Source organism: Streptacidiphilus sp. MAP12-16, assembly GCF_041262165.1.
Lineage (GTDB): Bacteria > Actinomycetota > Actinomycetes > Streptomycetales > Streptomycetaceae > Streptacidiphilus.
Map to the genome: position 1 here is coordinate 134,359 of NZ_JBGCBY010000018.1, position 14,678 is coordinate 149,036.

Consider the following 14,678-nt stretch of genomic DNA (forward strand, 5'->3'; position numbering starts at 1 on the left):
GCCGGCGCGGCCCTGCGGGCGCATCGCCGCCGGCCCGTGCCCCGAGCCCTGCGCCGTCAGCCGTGGGCAGTCCCGGGGGCCGGGCAGCGGCGCCCGGCCGTGTCCGCAGGTCGTGGGCGGGGTAGGGGGCCGGTAGGCGGCTGCGCGGGCGAACCGGCTCGATGCTGCGCGCCGGCACGCGGCCCGCGGAGGCGGTCATGCGATTCGCGATCGGCCGGGCCCACGGGCACGGCCCCGGGGCACAGGCCCGCCCCCCGATCGAGGGCAGGGTCCTGTTCGGCTCCGCGCCGCCCACCCCCGCCGCGCCGCCGCCGCGCCGGCGGCGGCCGCGGCGCGAGCGCACCGGTACGGAACCGGTGACCGCGCTCAGCGACCTGCCCGCGCGACGGCTCCTGGCGGGCATCTTCGCCCCGGTCTACCTGCTCGGCGCCGTCCTGTTCGCGCTGCTGGCGGCCAACGTGCGGGCCTCGGACCAGTCGGGACGCAACTTCTTCACCGGCCTGGCCGCGTTCTGCGCGCTGCTGGCCGCGGCCGCCGCGGTCGACCTGCTGGTGATCAGGCGGCGGATGGCGGCCGAGCACCGCGCCGGCACCGACCGGCGCCACGACCGGCCCCCGGTGATCCGCGGGGACGTGGTGCGCGGCGCGATCGAGCCGGTGCGCTCCTTCCGCCTCGAGCACGCCGGACACACGATCACCGTGACCGTGCGCGGCGGGCCCGCCCCGCGGATCGAGCTCCTGGTCGACGGCGCCGCGCTCGCCTACCGGTACCCGCACGGCGCGGGCCCCGCCGTGCTGGACGGCGAGCTGCCCGGCGATCCCCCGCGCCCGTTCCAGGTGCGCGTGGACCACCCGCGCCCGGGCCCGCGGGCGGCGTGCACGCTGCTGCTGGACGGCCACGAACACCGCGTCCCGGAACAGAACTGAGGCGGTACTGCCTGCGACCGCAGATGTCTGAGGAGGAGGCGGAGCTGCTGCACGAAGCCGCTGCCCGGCGGCGGGGGCCGGTCCGGCTCTGCCGGGCCTGTCAATCGAGGACCGTTGGTGGGTGGCCGCCCGGTCAGCAGCCGGACGGGGCGGGCGCCAGCGGGTGGGGCTGATGCGCTGGTCGGCGGCAGCCGAGTAGCCCCGTCCAGCTGGGTTTCCTGAACTCGCCCGTGCCAGTTGGCCTTCCGCCCATGCCCGGTGACCTCGACGCGGACGTCCACGTCCGCGATGAAGTCGCGGCCGGGCACGTGGCGCGCATCGGCCCGGCCTGCGCGGATCTTGGAGTCGAGCACCGCGCCGCGAGACTGAAACCTCCAGCCGCAAACCGGTAGGAACGCCGTCCTACCGCGCGCTACAGTGGGGGCATGACTGCGAGAAAGCTGTCGATCTCGGTACCGCCCGAGGTCGAAGCGACGATCAAGGAGGCAGCCGCCGAGGAAGGCAAGCCGGTCTCCGCCTGGCTGGCCGAAGCCGCTGTCGAGAAGGCCCACGCCGCCGCCCTGCACGCGGCCGGTCGCGCGGCTGCCCGTGAACTGGTGGCCGAGTACGAGACCGAGCACGGCTCACTGCCCGAGGAGTCCCGTAGCCGTGCCCGTCAGTTCCTCATAGAGGCCGGCCTGTTGGACGAGGAGCCCTGGCCGGCGGCCGGATAGTGCGCACGATCGTCTACGACACCGGCGCGCTCCTGGCCGCCGAGCGGCGCAACCCCGACTTCCTCGCCCTGCACGACGAACTCACCGCCGCCCGCATCCGCCCCCTGGTGCCCGTGGTCGTCCTGGCCCAGGCATGGCGCGGTGGACCGCAGCACCAGATCTCCCGTGTCCTCAAGGGCTGCGACGTCCTGCCCGACGACCAGCGCGTCGGCCGCGCCGCCGGTATCGCCTGCGGGGCCTCCGCGACCGCCGATGTGGTCGACGCCATCGTCGTGGTCACCGCCGTCCAGTACCAGGCGTCCGTGGTCACCAGCGACCCGGGCGACCTGCACCATCTCGCCCAGTCCATCGGCGTCAAACTGAAGGTCTTCACCGTCTGAGGACTGCGTTTAGGCAGGTCAACGGCGGTTTGGTGGTGCGTCGAGGTGCGTGGTTGTGCGCCGAGGTCCAGGATTGTTGCCGTCAGCACTGCCGTCAGAGGTATAGACCACTTCTCGGCGCTGGAGCACCGGGACAACTCCTGGGTCGGCAGCGGTCCCGGACCCCACACTGAGCACATGACCGTACGCGAGGAAGCACACCGCCTGCTCGACGCGGTGCCGGAGGACCGGCTCCCCGACGCCGTCGAGCTACTGCGCCAGTGGGCTGAGGTGGAGCGCGGCGAACGCCCCCGCCGTCGGTTCCGCACGACTGCCGTCTTCGACGGCGAACCTGACCTTGCCGCGCACTCGAAGGACATTGTCCGCGCCGCCTGGGCCGGCGAGGAGCCTCGGAGCGCGTGATCGTCATCGACGCCGGCCCGATGGTGGCCAACGCCAACCGCAAGGACGACTACCACCTGCAGTGCGTCGACCCGCTCCAGAACTTCCCCGGCCCGCTACTGCTGCCCGCACCGCTCCTGGCCGAGATCGGCTCAAACCGGCGATAACTAAAGGCCGGAGCACTGCGGATAGTTCCGGTAGCGCTCCTTGCCGAAGCCGGGTGGCCGGCCCCGGCCCTGCCTCGCCTGGCGCGGTTGGTTGCCTGGTCGGCCCTCTCGGGGATTGCGTGCCGGATCCCGCGTCTACGCAGGTGGCAGGTGGAGGCCCTGCTGCGGGACGCCCTGGAGCCGTCCCGGGCCGAGGAGGGCACCGTCATCTGGTTCGCCTTCAAGCAGAGCCCGACCGTGTTCGGAGTCTTACACACCTTCGAGGACGAGCAGGGCCGTCAGGCGCACATCGACGGGCGGATCGCCGACGCCCTGAAGCAGGTCGGGCCCACGATGTTCGCCACCGCCCCCGAGGTGCGCACCACCGACATCCCGACCGTCAGCTCCCGCCCGCCTGAGCGCGAAGGACCCGCGCCCGGCCCGCGCCCCGGCGGCACGGGGCGCGGTCGGCGGTTCCATCGTCAGCTTCGGGTTGACGATCCACGATCGTCAACCTATGGTTGACGCATGGAGAATCCCGTCCGCGCGACGAATCCCGTCCGGCTCGACGACCTGATCGAGGCCATCAAGAAGGTCCACTCCGACGCCCTGGACCAGCTGTCCGACGCGGTCATCGCCGCGGACCACCTCGGCGACGTGGCCGACCACCTGATCGGCCACTTCGTGGACCAGGCACGGCGCTCGGGTGCGTCCTGGACCGAGATCGGCCGCAGCATGGGCGTCACCAAGCAGGCAGCCCAGAAGCGCTTCGTCGCCAAGGGCCCCGACGTGCCGTCAGACCTCGACCCCAGCCAGGGATTCAGCCGCTTCACCCCCCGGGCCCGCAACGTGGTCATGGCGGCGCAGAACGAGGCCCAGGCGGCGGGCAACGACGAGATCGGCCCCGGGCACCTGGTGCTGGGGCTGCTGAGCGAGCCGGACGCGCTTGCCGCGCGCTCGCTCCTGAGCCAGGGCGTGACGCTGGAGGCGGTGCGGCAGGCCGCGACCGCGGCGCTGCCGGCGCCGGCCGAGCAGGTGCCCGCGCTGGTGCCCTACGACGCCCGGGCGAAGAAGGCGATGGAGCTCACCTTCCGCGAGGCGCTGCGGCTGGGCCACAACTTCATCGGCACCGAGCACATCCTGCTCGCGCTGCTGGAACTCGAGGACGGCGCCGGCCCGCTGACCGGCCTGGGCATCGACAAGGCCGCCACCGAGGCCGACATCGTCCAGACCCTGGCCGCCATCACCGCCGCCCGCGAACAGCAGTAGACCCGTACGACGCTCACCCCCGCGCCGGGCCGCAGCCCCGGCGCGGGGGTGAGCGTCGTGCGCGGCGTCACACCTGCGGGCACACGCGCGGACAGCGCCGGGGCGGGCGCTTGACAGCCGAAAGCTAATCGCAGTAGCTTTATGGCTATCAAAGCTCGCCAATGGAGGTCGGCATGAGCACCACCGCACCGAACGGCGCCGCGCCGCCCGCGACCCGGTACCTGCAGATCCCGCGCGCCGACGGCAGCACCGGGCGCATCGCCTACGACGAGCGCGGCGCCGGCCCGCTGGTCGTGCTGGCGCCCGGGATGGGCGACATCCGCGCCACCTTCCGCTTCCTGGCCCCGCTGCTGGCTGAGGCCGGCTACCGGGTGGTCACCGTCGACTACCGCGGCCTGGGCGAGTCGGACACCGGCTGGCAGGAGTACGACTCCCAGGCCACCGGCCGCGACCTGGCCGCGCTGCTGCGCCACCTGGACGCCGGGCCCGCCCTGCTCTACGGGAACTCCTACACCGCCGCCTCCGCCGTGCACGTGGCCGCCGACCACCCCGAACTGCTGCGCGCGGTGGTGCTGGCCGGGCCCTTCGTCCGCGACGCGCCGGCCACCCTGGTCGGCCGGATCGGCACGGCGCTGATCACCCGTCCGCTGCTGACCCGCCCGGTCTGGTTCGCCTGGTGGCCCAAGATGTTCCCCCAGCGCCCCGCCGACTACACCGAGTACCTGGCGCGGGTCACCGCCAACCTCAAGGAGCCCGGACGCACCCAGGCCTACGCCCGGATGTGCGCCGGCAGCCACGGCCCGGCCGAGGCGAAGCTGACGCGGGCCAAGGCGTCGGGCGTGCCGATGCTGGTGGTCATGGGAACGGCCGACGCCGACTTCGCCGACGCCGCCGCCGAGGCCCGCTGGGTCGGCGAGCAGCTGGGCGCCGGGGTCGAACTGCTCGACGGCCGCGGCCACCACCCGCAGGTCGACGCCCCGCGCCAGGTCGCCGACCTGGTCCTGGGCTTCGACCCGCAGTCGCCGACCAGCGCGAAGTAGGGACGCACCCGATGGCCCGGGCCGGACTGACCCAGCAGATCGTGACCACCCACGCGCTCGACGTCCTGGACGCCGCAGGCCCCGCCGGGCTGACGCTGAAGGCGGTGGCGCAGCGCGCCGGTGTCGCGGCGCCCTCCCTGTACAAGCACGTGCGCAGCCTGGAGGACCTGCGGGTGCTGATGGCCGTCCGGGTGCTCACCGAGGCCGCCGAGCGGATCGGGGCCGCGGTGATGGGCCTGGCCGGGGACGAGGCGCTGCGCACCTTCCTGCGCGAGTTCCGCGCCTACGCCGGCCAGTACCCGCACCGCCACACCCTGCTGGAGAGCCCGCCGCCCGCCGCCGGCGAGCACGGGCCGGCCCTGGAGGCCGCCAGCGCGCACCTGGTGGAGATCGCGTTCGCCACCGTGCGCGGCTACGGGCTCACCGGCGACGACCTGGTCCACGCCGTGCGCGCGCTGCGCGCGGTGGTGGTCGGCTTCGTCGGCCTGGAACACAGCGCCGGCTACCTGCTGCCCACCGACCTGGACGCCAGCTTCGCCTTCCTCACCGACCTGCTCGCCGCTGGCCTGAACCGCCACGCCCACCCACCGGGGACCCAGGACCGGGCGTGACCGCCGCCGGGCGGCCAGCCCGGACTGTCACTTCACCAGTGGCCGCAGGCGGGCGGGCCGCAGCGATACGATCCCGCACATGAGAGCCGCCGGAACGTTCAGCGTCGCATCCTTCGTCCCGACCGAACTCGTGCCGCAGCCGGCCGTACCCACCGGGACCCCGGTGGGGGTCGCGACCATGGAGAAGCACTTCGAAGGTGAGGTCGTCGGCCGCTCCGCGACGCTGTTCACCGCCGCGTTCGACCAGGCCAGCGGCGTGGGAACGTACGTGGCAATGGAGTCCTTCGAGGGCTCGCTGCACGGCCTGCAGGGCGCTTTCAACTTCGCGCACTCGGCGACGACCTCCGGCGCGGACCGCTCCGCCGAGTTCTTCACCATCGTGCCGTCCAGCGGCACCGGGGAGCTTGCCGGGATCTACGGCGCCGGGGGGATGGCGATCGACGCCGACGGCACGCACCGGATCTGGTTCGACTACGACCTCAGCTAGAGCCCCTCCGTGATGCTTCCGCGCGCCCCCTCTTCTCTTCGGGCCCCGTGACGGCCCAGACCCATCAACACGGTCGGCGTGCCTCGTCAGACGGGGCGGCGGGCTACTGACGCCGGCCGTTTCCACCCCCGCCCGGCGCGCAGGCCCGAAATCGCCGAAGCAGCTCAAGAGCGGGAGGGCTGCCTGGATCGAAGCCGTGAATCCCCTGCTGTCCGGCAGGAACGCTCGGTCCCCACAGTCGGACACCGTGGCAGCGGAAGCAGAAGGCGATCTCGAACAGGAGGTCGGTCGGGCTGCGCGCACGGATCCCCCAGCCGGGGATGAAGCACCGATGCAACTCGCTGCCCGGCACGTCGGCGATCAAAGCCAGGACCTGCCGGACGTGATCGTCGTCCCACAGCGCGACGCTGTCGCCGACCATGCCCTGCGAGTAGGGGTAATTCATACGGCCAGTGATGCGGACGACCTCGAGCAGTTCGGTCCTCTCACGGGCGGCGGGAAGCAGCACGGGAACAGAATTGCTGATCATGGGCCCGCGCGCCAGAGCCGGGAGCGAGGACGGCACGCGCCTCAAGGGGCCGATTCGCCATGCCGGGGCAAGCAATATGGGGATACACTTAATGTAAGTGTAGTTCTATATTCTGGCGGTGTCGTGGACAAGCCTGCAGCCATGTTCGACCGGGACCACGAGTGGTCCGCGTTGTCGCGTTTCATCGAAGATCCGCAGGCGGGGGCGACGCTGGGGGTTGTCTCCGGGCGGCGCCGCCAGGGTAAGACGTTCCTACTCGACGCCGCCTGCACCGCCGCCGGCGGGTTCTACTTCGGCGCCACCGAGGCCACCGACCCCGAATCGCTGCGCCGGATCAGCACAGCGCTCACGACCTACTCCCGTCCGGCCAGCCCGTACCATTTCGCGGACTGGTCCGAGGTGATCGACGCCCTGCTGGCGCTCGGGCGCGAACGGCCCGTCCCGGTGGTCATCGACGAGTTCCCCTACCTCGCCAAGGCCAATCCGGAACTGCCCTCGCTGATTCAGCAGGCCTTCCGTCCGCTGCGTCAGGAGCGCACCGGCTCGCGGACCCGGCTGCTGCTGTGTGGCTCGGCGCTGTCGTTCATGGGCAAGCTCCTGTCGGGGAACGCGCCGCTGCGCGGCCGGGCCGGACTTGAGCTGCTGGTCCGTCCCCTGGACCATCAGCTGGCGGCCCGCTTCTGGGACATCACCGACCCCCGCCTCGCCCTGCAGGTCAACGCCGTCGTCGGTGGCACCCCGGCCTACCGGCGGGAGTTCGCGCGCGGTGACAGTCCACGCGACCTGGCGGACTTCGACGACTGGGTCACCCGCACCGTCCTGAACCCCGAGACCCCGTTGTTCCGCGAACCGCGTTACCTGCTCGCGGAGGAACCCGACCTGCGCGACACCGCGCTGTACCACTCGGTGCTGGCCGCGGTCGCCGAGGGCAATGCCACCCGCAGCGGCATGGCGAGCTACCTGGAGCGCAAGGCGGCCGACATCGCGCACCCCATCACGGTGCTGGAGGACGCCGGCCTGCTGCACCGCGACGCCGACGTCTTTCGCGACAACCGGCCCGCCTATCGGATCGCCGAACCGCTGATCGGCTTCTACCACGCGATCATGCGCCCGGTCTGGGACCAGTTGGAGCGCCCCGGCGCCGCTCCCCGGGTCTGGCAGGCGAGTCGGCGGCGTTTTGCCAGCAACATCTTGGGGCCACACTTCGAACAGGTCTGCCGTGAGTGGACCCTGCACCACGCCCCACCCGACGTGCTGGGCGCACTACCCGCCCGGGTCGGCCACGGCACCGTGAATGACGCCGCACGCCGCACCGGCCACGAGGTCGATGTCGCGGTCGTCGGCATCGCCGACGGGGTGAAGGCCCCGCTGCTGGCGATCGGCGAGGCCAAATGGAACGACACCATGGGCCTGGGGCACCTCGAACGCCTGCGCCATATCCGCACCGTCATCACCGCCGCAGGCCGCTACGACACCCGAGCGACCCGGCTCATCTGCTTCAGCGGCGCCGGCTTCACCAGCGATCTGCGGGACCTGGCCGAGCAGGACGAATCCGTCCAACTGGTCGATCTGCGACGGCTGTACGCAGGAATGTGACGCTCCGCGTCCCAGGCCCAGGCCAGGTCGGGGCACTCCTGCCGCATCCGGCGCGGGGACACGCTTCTGCAACCCCCGGGCCGCGCCTCCCCCGGGGGGCGGGGGCGGACGGCGCGTCAGGTGGGGGTGGTGATGGCCGCGGGCGGGCGGGTGTAGCTGAACTGTTCGGCCACCCGGATGCTCAGCGGGCCGGGGTGGGCAGGGCGGAGGCGCGCGGGGGCAGGGCCGGGGAATCCCCCGGGAGTGATTCGTGCACGGCGGACCGGACCTGCTTGGCGCGGCCGGCACGCGTCAGGCCGTCCCCTGTCACTCCTTCGCTTGTCCCGCATGGCGAGGGACTCGGCGGGCTCCGACGATGAGGGCGCGGACGCAAGCCCGCGAAGAGATCGGAGACCGCGCGTGGCGACGTTGACGGTTGGGTGTCTTCCCACGCCGACAGGAGCCGAAGCCCCCTTGGACACCCTCACGGACCTGCAGAAGCAGCAGTTGATCACACTTCAGGACTGGGCGGTGGTGACCTGGCCGCAGGGCGCCGAGAAGCCCAGGACCCACCATCTGGCCGGTCTCACCGGGGTGGGCGCGCACGAGGCGCACTGAGCCGACGCCACCGCAACCGGCAGCCCGGGGCCCACGGGCCGGGCAGCCGGCGCCCCGGGCCGCGGCACCCTGCGCGGAGCGTCACCGGCCTTGACCGACGCCGACCCCGACTGCTGCCGCCCGGCCGGAACGGAGACCCGATGACGCAGTCCACCGACGCGAACGGCGCCGGGGGTCCAGTCGCACGCCTGCTGCCGGGATTCGCGGTGCTCCGCTCCTACCCGCGGGACTGGCTTCGGGGGGACCTGCTGGCCGGCGTCACCGTCGCCGCGTATCTGGTGCCGCAGGTCATGGCGAACGCGAGCGTGGCGGGCCTGCAGCCGGTCGCCGGGCTGTGGGCCATCCTGCCGGCGCTCTTCCTCTACGCCTTCCTCGGCTCCTCCCGGCTGCTGTCGGTCGGGCCCGAGTCGACCACCGCACTGATGACGGCCAGCGTGGTGGGGCCACTGGCCGGCGGTAACGCGGAGCACTACGCCGTCCTCGCGGCGGCGCTCGCGGTGGTCGTGGGGTTGATGTTCCTGCTCGCCTGGGTGGCCCGCCTGGGCTTCGTCGCCGACCTCCTCTCCCAGCCGGTGCTGATCGGCTACCTCGCCGGGGTCGCAGTGATCATGATGGTGGACCAGCTGACCAAGATCACCGGGGTCGAGACGACCGGCTCCGGCGCTTTCCCGCAGCTGGTCTCCTTCCTGCAGAACATCTCCCAGGCCCACCTCGCGACAGTGGTCTTCAGCGTCGTCACGCTGCTGTTCCTGTTCCTCGCGGCCGCCTTCCTGCCGGGCGGCGCACCGGTCCCGCTGCTGGCGCTCGTCCTTGGCACCGCGGCGGTCTCGGTGTTCGGCCTGGAGGCGCACGGCATCGCGGTGATCGGGAAGATCCCGACCGGTCTCCCGCACCCGTCGTTCCCCTCGCTGAGCGAGTTCCACAAGCTGGCACTGCCGGCCGTCGGTGTGCTCCTGGTGGGCTACACCGACGTGATCCTGACGGCGCGTGCCTTCGAGTCCCGGGGCAGCGGCGAGCGTCTGGACGCCAATCAGGAGCTGCTGGCGCTGGGCGTGGTCAACCTGGGCACCGGCGTCCTGCACGGGTTTCCGGTGAGCAGCAGCGCCAGCCGCACCACCCTGGCCAAATCCGGGGGCGGCCACTGCCAGGCGTACGGACTGGCGGCGGACATCGTCGTGGTCGCCGTGCTGCTGTTCCTGGGCCCGGCGCTCTCCCACACGCCGTCGGCGATCCTGGGCTGCCTGGTGGTCTTCGCCGCCGTTCGGATGATCGACATCGCGGGCTTCCGGCGGCTCGCCTCGTTCCGCCGCCGCGAGCTGCTGCTGGGGCTCGGGTGCCTGGTCGGCGTCCTGGCCCTGGACATCCTCTACGGAGTGCTGGTGGCGGTGGGTCTGTCCGTGGCCGAGCTGCTCACGCGGGTGGCGCGGCCGCACGACGCGGTGCAGGGTCTGGTGCCCGGGGTGGCCGGCATGCACGACATCGACGACTTCCCCGAGGCGCGGACGATCCCGGGTCTGGTGGTCTACCGCTACGACTCACCGCTCTTCTTCGCCAATGCCGAGGACTTCCGGCGGCGCGCGCTGGCGGTGGTGGCCGAGCAGTCGAGCCGTGTGCGCTGGTTCGTGCTCAACACCGAGGCCAATGTCGAGGTGGACATCACCGCGCTGGACTCGCTGGAGGCCCTGCGCGACGAACTGACCGGCCGCGGCATCGTGTTCGCCATGGCGCGGGTCAAGCAGGACCTGCGCGACGAGCTGGACGCCTACGGGCTGACCGAGTCCGTCGGTGCGCAGCGGATCTTCCCCACGCTGCCCATGGCGGTGGCGGCGTACCGGTCCTGGGGCGGCGCCGGCGGGAACGACCCGGGTGACGAGCGGCCGGGGTCCGGCCCGACGGGCCCCACCGGCAGGCCCGGATGAGCGGTGCCGATCCCACCGCAGCGCACCGCGGGCCGAGTGGCGAGCCCAGGTCCGCTCACCGACGCTCGGCTCCAGACCTCGGTGCGGTTCGACTCGACGACCAGGCGAAGCTCTCGGTGGCATCGCTCGGTATCCGGGCGCGGACCGGGGCGGCCAGCCGCCCCGGTCGAGCCACCGTGAGCGGAGCAGAAGGGCAGGTGCGGAAATGACGGACAAACAAGCCAAGCGCATCGCGAAGTTCATCAAACCGCTGCGGGTGAAGCCGGGGTCCCAGGTGGACCTGCGCGACTTCGATCCCCGCTACAAGGCGGGGATGAAGAAGCGGCAGGGGGTCGAGCTGCTGAAGACCGGTGTCTCGTTGCTGACCGAGTATCAGACGCGGCTGGCCGCCCAGGACACCTACGGGGTGCTGCTGTGTCTGCAGGCGCTGGACGCCGGGGGGAAGGACGGCACGATCCGCCACGTCATGAGCGGGGTCAACCCCCAGGGCGTGCATGTCAGCAGCTTCAAGGTGCCGTCGGTGGAGGAACTCGACCACGACTACCTGTGGCGCTACGCGAAGAGGCTCCCCGCGCGCGGGGACATCGCGATCTTCAACCGCTCGCACTACGAGGAGGTCCTGGTGGTGCGGGTGCATCCGGAGCACCTGGACCGGCAGCGGCTGCCGGAGGCGGCACGCGGGGCAGGCATCTGGGAGCGTCGGTACCGGGAGATCAACGACTGGGAGCGCTACCTCACCGACAACGGGTTCACGGTGGTGAAGATCTTCCTGAACCTCTCCAAGGAGGAGCAGCGCACCCGCTTCCTGCGGCGCATCGACCTGCCGGAGAAGAACTGGAAGTTCTCCCAGGCCGATGTCCGTGAACGACGGCGCTGGGACGACTACCAGCAGGCATTCTCCGAGATGCTCTCGGCCACCAGTACCCCGTGGGCGCCGTGGTACGTCGTACCGGCGGACCGCAAATGGTTCGCCCGTATCTGTGCCGCCGCCGTACTGGCGCACACGCTGATCACGATCGACCCCCGGTACCCGGTGGTCAGCGAGCAGGCCCGCCGGGATCTGCTGACCGTCAAGCGCGAGTTGGAGGAGGAGGCTCCCGCCGGGGAGCCGGCCGATCCGTTCGCCGCCGAGCAGAGCCGCCACCCGGAATGAGGGCCGGAGTGCGGGCCGGGGCGCGGGCCGGGGCGCGGGCCGGGGCGCGGGCCGGGGCGCGGGACATGGGCGCCGCGCAGCGCCGACACGCGAGTGGCTCGCCGGCGGCCAGGCGCGGACAACCAGATCGGAGAAGGCAAGCATGAGCACCGAGGCAGACCCCGTGGGGCGGCGGCCGCCCGAGCGGACCGACTGGTACGCGCGCGCGCCGCAGGAGGTCGCGCGCGTGCTGGGCGTGGATCCGCAGATCGGCCTGTCGGCTGCCCGCCGGTCCCGGAGGGCCACGGCAGGTTCCTGAGTCACCCTCCATGCCGCCAGTGCCGCGCCTGCCATCATGTTGATCTTGCTGTTGGCTTGGTGGGTCTTGGTGGTGAGGGGGTCGTAGCAGGTTCCGTCGCGCCGGCAGGCCCACAGGACACGCAGCCGGGCGCGGGCCAGGCTGCGGATGGCGTGGGGGCGCCGGTTTGTGGCGGTGCCGTGCCGGTGTTCGGTGCCGGGCGGCCAACGCCGGTGGTCATTCGTCCGAGTGGTCGGTCCTTCGGCAGGCCAGGACCCCGGGCAGCCTGCTGAGCTGGGCCATCAGCAGCTGCTGGTCGCCGGAGCCCTCCACCCCCAGGGATACTTCCGCCGTGTGCTCCTCGCCGTGCTTGCCATCCGCGCTGGAGCCGCCGTGATCGCCCGTGAGAGAGGCCAGCTCGCTCAGGACGAATCCGGCGTTCAGGCAGGTCAGCACCAACTCGCGGAGCATACCGATGCGCTGGACGTAGGTGATCCGGAACGTGTAGCTCACCGCGCGCATGACCGGCAGGCGATGGGCGACCGGGCGAAGCACGAGAGTGATCAGCAGATACCCGGCCGTCGCCATGGACGCCAGCACCGGCAGGCCCGCTCCGGCCGCTGAGCCGATCGCGGCGACCAGCCAGATGCTCGCCGCTGTGGTGAGCCCGCGCACCGAGCTGCGCTGCACGAAGATGACACCCGCCCCGATGAAGCCGACCCCGGAGACGATCTGCGCGGCCATCACGGCCGGGTTGATCCGCACGGCGGGCCCGTACTGCACCATGTCGAGGAATCCGTACTTGCTGACGAGCACGAACAGCGCGGCGCCCACGCCGACCACGGTGTAGGTGCGCAGGCCCGCCGCTTTCTGGCGGACCTCGCGTTCCAGGCCGACGATTCCGGACAGCACGAAGGCGATGCCGAGCTGCGCGAGCTGCGCCCAGCCCTGCCCGAAGGGTTCCGTGATTCCTGCCGCGGCCCACGTCATCGCACTATCGTGACCTGGATTCCCACGCGTGGGGGGCACGTGGCCGGGGTGTGTCGTGTGCACCCACAAGACACAGCCGTTCCCCGCGGCCGGCTCGAGCCGGCGACCCCGGCTGCGGCGCACCCCACGCCGCGCCTGCCGAAACGCCCGCCCCCGGGGGGCGGGGGCGGAGGGTGCGTCAGGTGGGGGTGGTGATGGCTGCGGGCCGGCGGGTGTAGCTGAACTGTTCGGCCACCAGGACGCTCAGCGGGGCCGGGGTGGGCAGGGCGGAGGCCCGCGGGGGCAGGGCCGGGGCGGGGACCGGCAGTTGCGCGGACACGGTGTCCAGGCGGCCCTGGGACACGGTGGCGGACAGGGTCACCACCGCGCCGCCCGGCCGGTGCGCCAGCGCGTCCAGCCAGGTGCGGTCGCCGGGCGGCTCGTGCGCGGCCAGCTTGGCGGTGTCGACGCCGACCTGGTACGCGGTGTGCTGTCCGGTGGCGTCCTCGCTGACCACCGGCTCCAGGCCGGTGACGCTGTCGCTCCAGGCCACGGCGCCCAACAGGGTGGTCAGCTGGAACGGGTCCAGGCCCGGGGCCTGGATCTGCGGGAGGGTGTCCGGGTCCTGCTGCCCGGCCTGGGCCAGGTCGTGGCCCTGGCCGTTCAGCGCGGCCGGGGTGGAGGCCTCGAAGAACACGTCCCCCACCCGCACGGCGACCACGGTCCTGGTGCCGCCGACGGTGAGCTGGGTCTGCCCGGTGCGCCGGGCGAACTCCAGCACCACGCTGCCCTGGCCCGCCAGGACCGGGCTTGCGCCCGACTGGAGGGTCTCGGTGACGTCGGCCGCCACCGCCGGCAGCGCGGTGGTGTGCTGGTAGGCGTCGCGCAGCGCGGCCAGCACCTGCACCTGCACCCCGCCGGCCGCGGGGGTGGCCGCGCAGCCGGCGCTCAGCGCCAGCACCGACAGCAGCGCCAGCGCGCCGGCCACCGCGGCGGCCGGGCGGGGCTGGCTCACGGGCCCTCGCCCGGGGCGAAGTCCCCGCTCAGGGAACTGACGACCCATTGCCCCGCGGCGTTCTTGACCAGGGTGGCGGTGTAGGTCATCACGTTGACCGGCGAGGCCGTGGTCCACGAGCCGTTCGGCTGGCGCTGCTGGAACTTGGCCCACACGGTGACCTGGGCCTGCACGGTGGCCCTGGACCCGGCGACGGCGACCTGGGTGAAGGCCACCTTCGAGGCGCCGGCGCCCAGGTTGCGGAACGCCGGATCGGCCTCGTAGGACACCGCGTTGCGCAGGCCGATCGCCTCGTGCTGGGCCTGGGCAGGGGTGAAGTGCGCCGCCAGCGCCGCCAGTCCGCCGGCCAGCTGCTGCTGGCGCACCTGCGGTGCGGCCTGGGGCGCGACCTGCCCGGCGAGCAGCGGGTGCAGGGCGCCGGCCGGGGGCGCGTCGGCCGCGCGGTCGGCCTGGATCGCCGCGGTGAACGCGGACTTGACGGTGGCCAGCTGCGCGGCGTCGCTGTGGACCGCGCCGGCCACCGTCTGCTGGTCGCCGGACGCGGACTCGGACCAGTTCACCGCGGCGGCGCCGGCCGCCGCGGTGAGCGCCAGCGCGCCGACCGCCATCCGGGTGCGCCGGGTTCGTTTCACCGGGGTCATCGTCCTGCTCCCAATCGCTGTAGTCGTGC

The 14,678-nt window shown here is 72.5% G+C and carries 19 protein-coding genes and 1 pseudogene; 15 read left to right on the plus strand and 5 right to left on the minus strand.

Features of this window, described 5'->3' with window-relative positions; translation table 11 throughout:
* Window positions 1-197: 197 nt before the first annotated feature.
* The 5 genes from ABIA33_RS23610 (at window position 198) to ABIA33_RS23630 (ending at window position 2,567) form a co-directional block, all read left to right on the plus strand.
* The gene (locus tag ABIA33_RS23610; protein ID WP_370084381.1) at window positions 198-926 is read left to right on the plus strand and encodes a hypothetical protein; all 729 of its coding nucleotides are present in this window, start codon (window positions 198-200) and stop codon (window positions 924-926) included.
* A 425-nt stretch (window positions 927-1,351) separates the two neighbouring features.
* On the plus strand, window positions 1,352-1,639 hold the full coding sequence (locus ABIA33_RS23615) for a hypothetical protein (protein WP_370084382.1): 288 nt from the start codon (window positions 1,352-1,354) through the stop codon (window positions 1,637-1,639).
* Window positions 1,639-2,019: a hypothetical protein gene (locus ABIA33_RS23620; protein WP_370084383.1), complete on the plus strand. Its 381-nt coding sequence runs from the start codon at window positions 1,639-1,641 to the stop codon at window positions 2,017-2,019. Before ABIA33_RS23615 ends, ABIA33_RS23620 begins: the two co-directional genes overlap by 1 nt.
* Before the next feature lie 177 nt (window positions 2,020-2,196).
* Window positions 2,197-2,421 carry a hypothetical protein gene (locus ABIA33_RS23625; RefSeq protein WP_370084384.1) on the plus strand — a complete coding sequence of 75 codons (225 nt, stop codon included), beginning with the start codon at window positions 2,197-2,199 and terminating at the stop codon, window positions 2,419-2,421.
* Complete coding sequence (locus ABIA33_RS23630; protein WP_370084385.1) at window positions 2,418-2,567, plus strand: hypothetical protein; 150 nt, start codon at window positions 2,418-2,420, stop codon at window positions 2,565-2,567. Before ABIA33_RS23625 ends, ABIA33_RS23630 begins: the two co-directional genes overlap by 4 nt.
* Window positions 2,568-2,594: 27 nt before the next feature.
* Here ABIA33_RS23630 and ABIA33_RS23635 read toward each other — a convergent pair.
* Window positions 2,595-2,743: pseudogene (locus ABIA33_RS23635) on the minus strand (IS5/IS1182 family transposase); the annotation flags it as partial.
* Between ABIA33_RS23635 and ABIA33_RS23640 the strand changes: the two are divergent.
* From ABIA33_RS23640 to ABIA33_RS23660, 5 genes are all read left to right on the plus strand, one after another.
* Window positions 2,718-3,071 carry a putative quinol monooxygenase gene (locus ABIA33_RS23640; protein ID WP_370084439.1) on the plus strand — a complete coding sequence of 118 codons (354 nt, stop codon included), beginning with the start codon at window positions 2,718-2,720 and terminating at the stop codon, window positions 3,069-3,071. The pseudogene ABIA33_RS23635 and the gene ABIA33_RS23640 overlap by 26 nt on opposite strands.
* 3 nt (window positions 3,072-3,074) lie before the next feature.
* Entirely contained in the window at window positions 3,075-3,815 is a 741-nt protein-coding gene (locus ABIA33_RS23645) for a Clp protease N-terminal domain-containing protein (protein WP_370084386.1), read from the plus strand.
* A 173-nt stretch (window positions 3,816-3,988) separates the two neighbouring features.
* A complete protein-coding gene (locus ABIA33_RS23650) occupies window positions 3,989-4,855 on the plus strand; it encodes an alpha/beta fold hydrolase (protein WP_370084387.1) in 867 nt (288 codons plus the stop codon).
* Window positions 4,856-4,866: 11 nt separating this feature from the next.
* Window positions 4,867-5,466, plus strand: a complete 600-nt coding sequence (locus tag ABIA33_RS23655) for a TetR/AcrR family transcriptional regulator (RefSeq protein ID WP_370084388.1) — start codon at window positions 4,867-4,869, stop codon at window positions 5,464-5,466.
* A 79-nt stretch (window positions 5,467-5,545) separates the two neighbouring features.
* Window positions 5,546-5,953 carry a DUF3224 domain-containing protein gene (locus ABIA33_RS23660; RefSeq protein WP_370084389.1) on the plus strand — a complete coding sequence of 136 codons (408 nt, stop codon included), beginning with the start codon at window positions 5,546-5,548 and terminating at the stop codon, window positions 5,951-5,953.
* Between the two features lie 103 nt (window positions 5,954-6,056).
* Here the strand turns inward: ABIA33_RS23660 and ABIA33_RS23665 are convergent, their stop codons facing one another.
* Window positions 6,057-6,461 carry a hypothetical protein gene (locus tag ABIA33_RS23665; RefSeq protein ID WP_370084390.1) on the minus strand — a complete coding sequence of 135 codons (405 nt, stop codon included), beginning with the start codon at window positions 6,459-6,461 and terminating at the stop codon, window positions 6,057-6,059.
* A gap of 144 nt (window positions 6,462-6,605) precedes the next feature.
* Here ABIA33_RS23665 and ABIA33_RS23670 point away from each other — a divergent pair, with 144 nt between their 5' ends.
* The 5 genes from ABIA33_RS23670 to ABIA33_RS23690 all read left to right on the plus strand — a co-directional run bounded on the left by ABIA33_RS23670 (window position 6,606) and on the right by ABIA33_RS23690 (window position 12,045).
* Entirely contained in the window at window positions 6,606-8,078 is a 1,473-nt protein-coding gene (locus ABIA33_RS23670; RefSeq protein ID WP_370084391.1) for an ATP-binding protein, read from the plus strand.
* Window positions 8,079-8,531: 453 nt separating this feature from the next.
* On the plus strand, window positions 8,532-8,675 hold the full coding sequence (locus ABIA33_RS23675; RefSeq protein ID WP_370084392.1) for a hypothetical protein: 144 nt from the start codon (window positions 8,532-8,534) through the stop codon (window positions 8,673-8,675).
* 140 nt (window positions 8,676-8,815) lie between these two features.
* A complete protein-coding gene (locus ABIA33_RS23680) occupies window positions 8,816-10,594 on the plus strand; it encodes a SulP family inorganic anion transporter (protein WP_370084393.1) in 1,779 nt (592 codons plus the stop codon).
* 205 nt (window positions 10,595-10,799) lie between these two features.
* Window positions 10,800-11,747 carry a polyphosphate kinase 2 family protein gene (locus ABIA33_RS23685; RefSeq protein ID WP_370084394.1) on the plus strand — a complete coding sequence of 316 codons (948 nt, stop codon included), beginning with the start codon at window positions 10,800-10,802 and terminating at the stop codon, window positions 11,745-11,747.
* A 142-nt stretch (window positions 11,748-11,889) separates the two neighbouring features.
* The gene (locus tag ABIA33_RS23690; RefSeq protein WP_370084395.1) at window positions 11,890-12,045 is read left to right on the plus strand and encodes a hypothetical protein; all 156 of its coding nucleotides are present in this window, start codon (window positions 11,890-11,892) and stop codon (window positions 12,043-12,045) included.
* A gap of 216 nt (window positions 12,046-12,261) precedes the next feature.
* On the opposite strand, the gene ABIA33_RS23695 is transcribed toward ABIA33_RS23690, so the two are convergent.
* From ABIA33_RS23695 to ABIA33_RS23705, 3 genes are all read right to left on the minus strand, one after another.
* Entirely contained in the window at window positions 12,262-13,014 is a 753-nt protein-coding gene (locus ABIA33_RS23695) for an MgtC/SapB family protein (RefSeq protein ID WP_370084396.1), read from the minus strand.
* Between the two features lie 178 nt (window positions 13,015-13,192).
* Window positions 13,193-14,008 carry a DHH family phosphoesterase gene (locus ABIA33_RS23700; protein ID WP_370084397.1) on the minus strand — a complete coding sequence of 272 codons (816 nt, stop codon included), beginning with the start codon at window positions 14,006-14,008 and terminating at the stop codon, window positions 13,193-13,195.
* On the minus strand, window positions 14,005-14,640 hold the full coding sequence (locus ABIA33_RS23705) for a hypothetical protein (protein WP_370084398.1): 636 nt from the start codon (window positions 14,638-14,640) through the stop codon (window positions 14,005-14,007). Before ABIA33_RS23705 ends, ABIA33_RS23700 begins: the two co-directional genes overlap by 4 nt.
* Window positions 14,641-14,678: the final 38 nt, after the last annotated feature.

Coding starts and splice junctions, on each gene's coding strand:
- ABIA33_RS23610 (WP_370084381.1), top strand. CDS start 198: ATGCGATTCGCGATCGGCCGGGCCCACGGGCACGGCCCCGGGGCACAG.
- ABIA33_RS23615 (WP_370084382.1), top strand. CDS start 1,352: ATGACTGCGAGAAAGCTGTCGATCTCGGTACCGCCCGAGGTCGAAGCG.
- ABIA33_RS23625 (WP_370084384.1), top strand. CDS start 2,197: ATGACCGTACGCGAGGAAGCACACCGCCTGCTCGACGCGGTGCCGGAG.
- ABIA33_RS23645 (WP_370084386.1), top strand. CDS start 3,075: ATGGAGAATCCCGTCCGCGCGACGAATCCCGTCCGGCTCGACGACCTG.
- ABIA33_RS23650 (WP_370084387.1), top strand. CDS start 3,989: ATGAGCACCACCGCACCGAACGGCGCCGCGCCGCCCGCGACCCGGTAC.
- ABIA33_RS23655 (WP_370084388.1), top strand. CDS start 4,867: ATGGCCCGGGCCGGACTGACCCAGCAGATCGTGACCACCCACGCGCTC.
- ABIA33_RS23660 (WP_370084389.1), top strand. CDS start 5,546: ATGAGAGCCGCCGGAACGTTCAGCGTCGCATCCTTCGTCCCGACCGAA.
- ABIA33_RS23680 (WP_370084393.1), top strand. CDS start 8,816: ATGACGCAGTCCACCGACGCGAACGGCGCCGGGGGTCCAGTCGCACGC.
- ABIA33_RS23685 (WP_370084394.1), top strand. CDS start 10,800: ATGACGGACAAACAAGCCAAGCGCATCGCGAAGTTCATCAAACCGCTG.
- ABIA33_RS23690 (WP_370084395.1), top strand. CDS start 11,890: ATGAGCACCGAGGCAGACCCCGTGGGGCGGCGGCCGCCCGAGCGGACC.
- ABIA33_RS23695 (WP_370084396.1), bottom strand. CDS start 13,014: ATGACGTGGGCCGCGGCAGGAATCACGGAACCCTTCGGGCAGGGCTGG.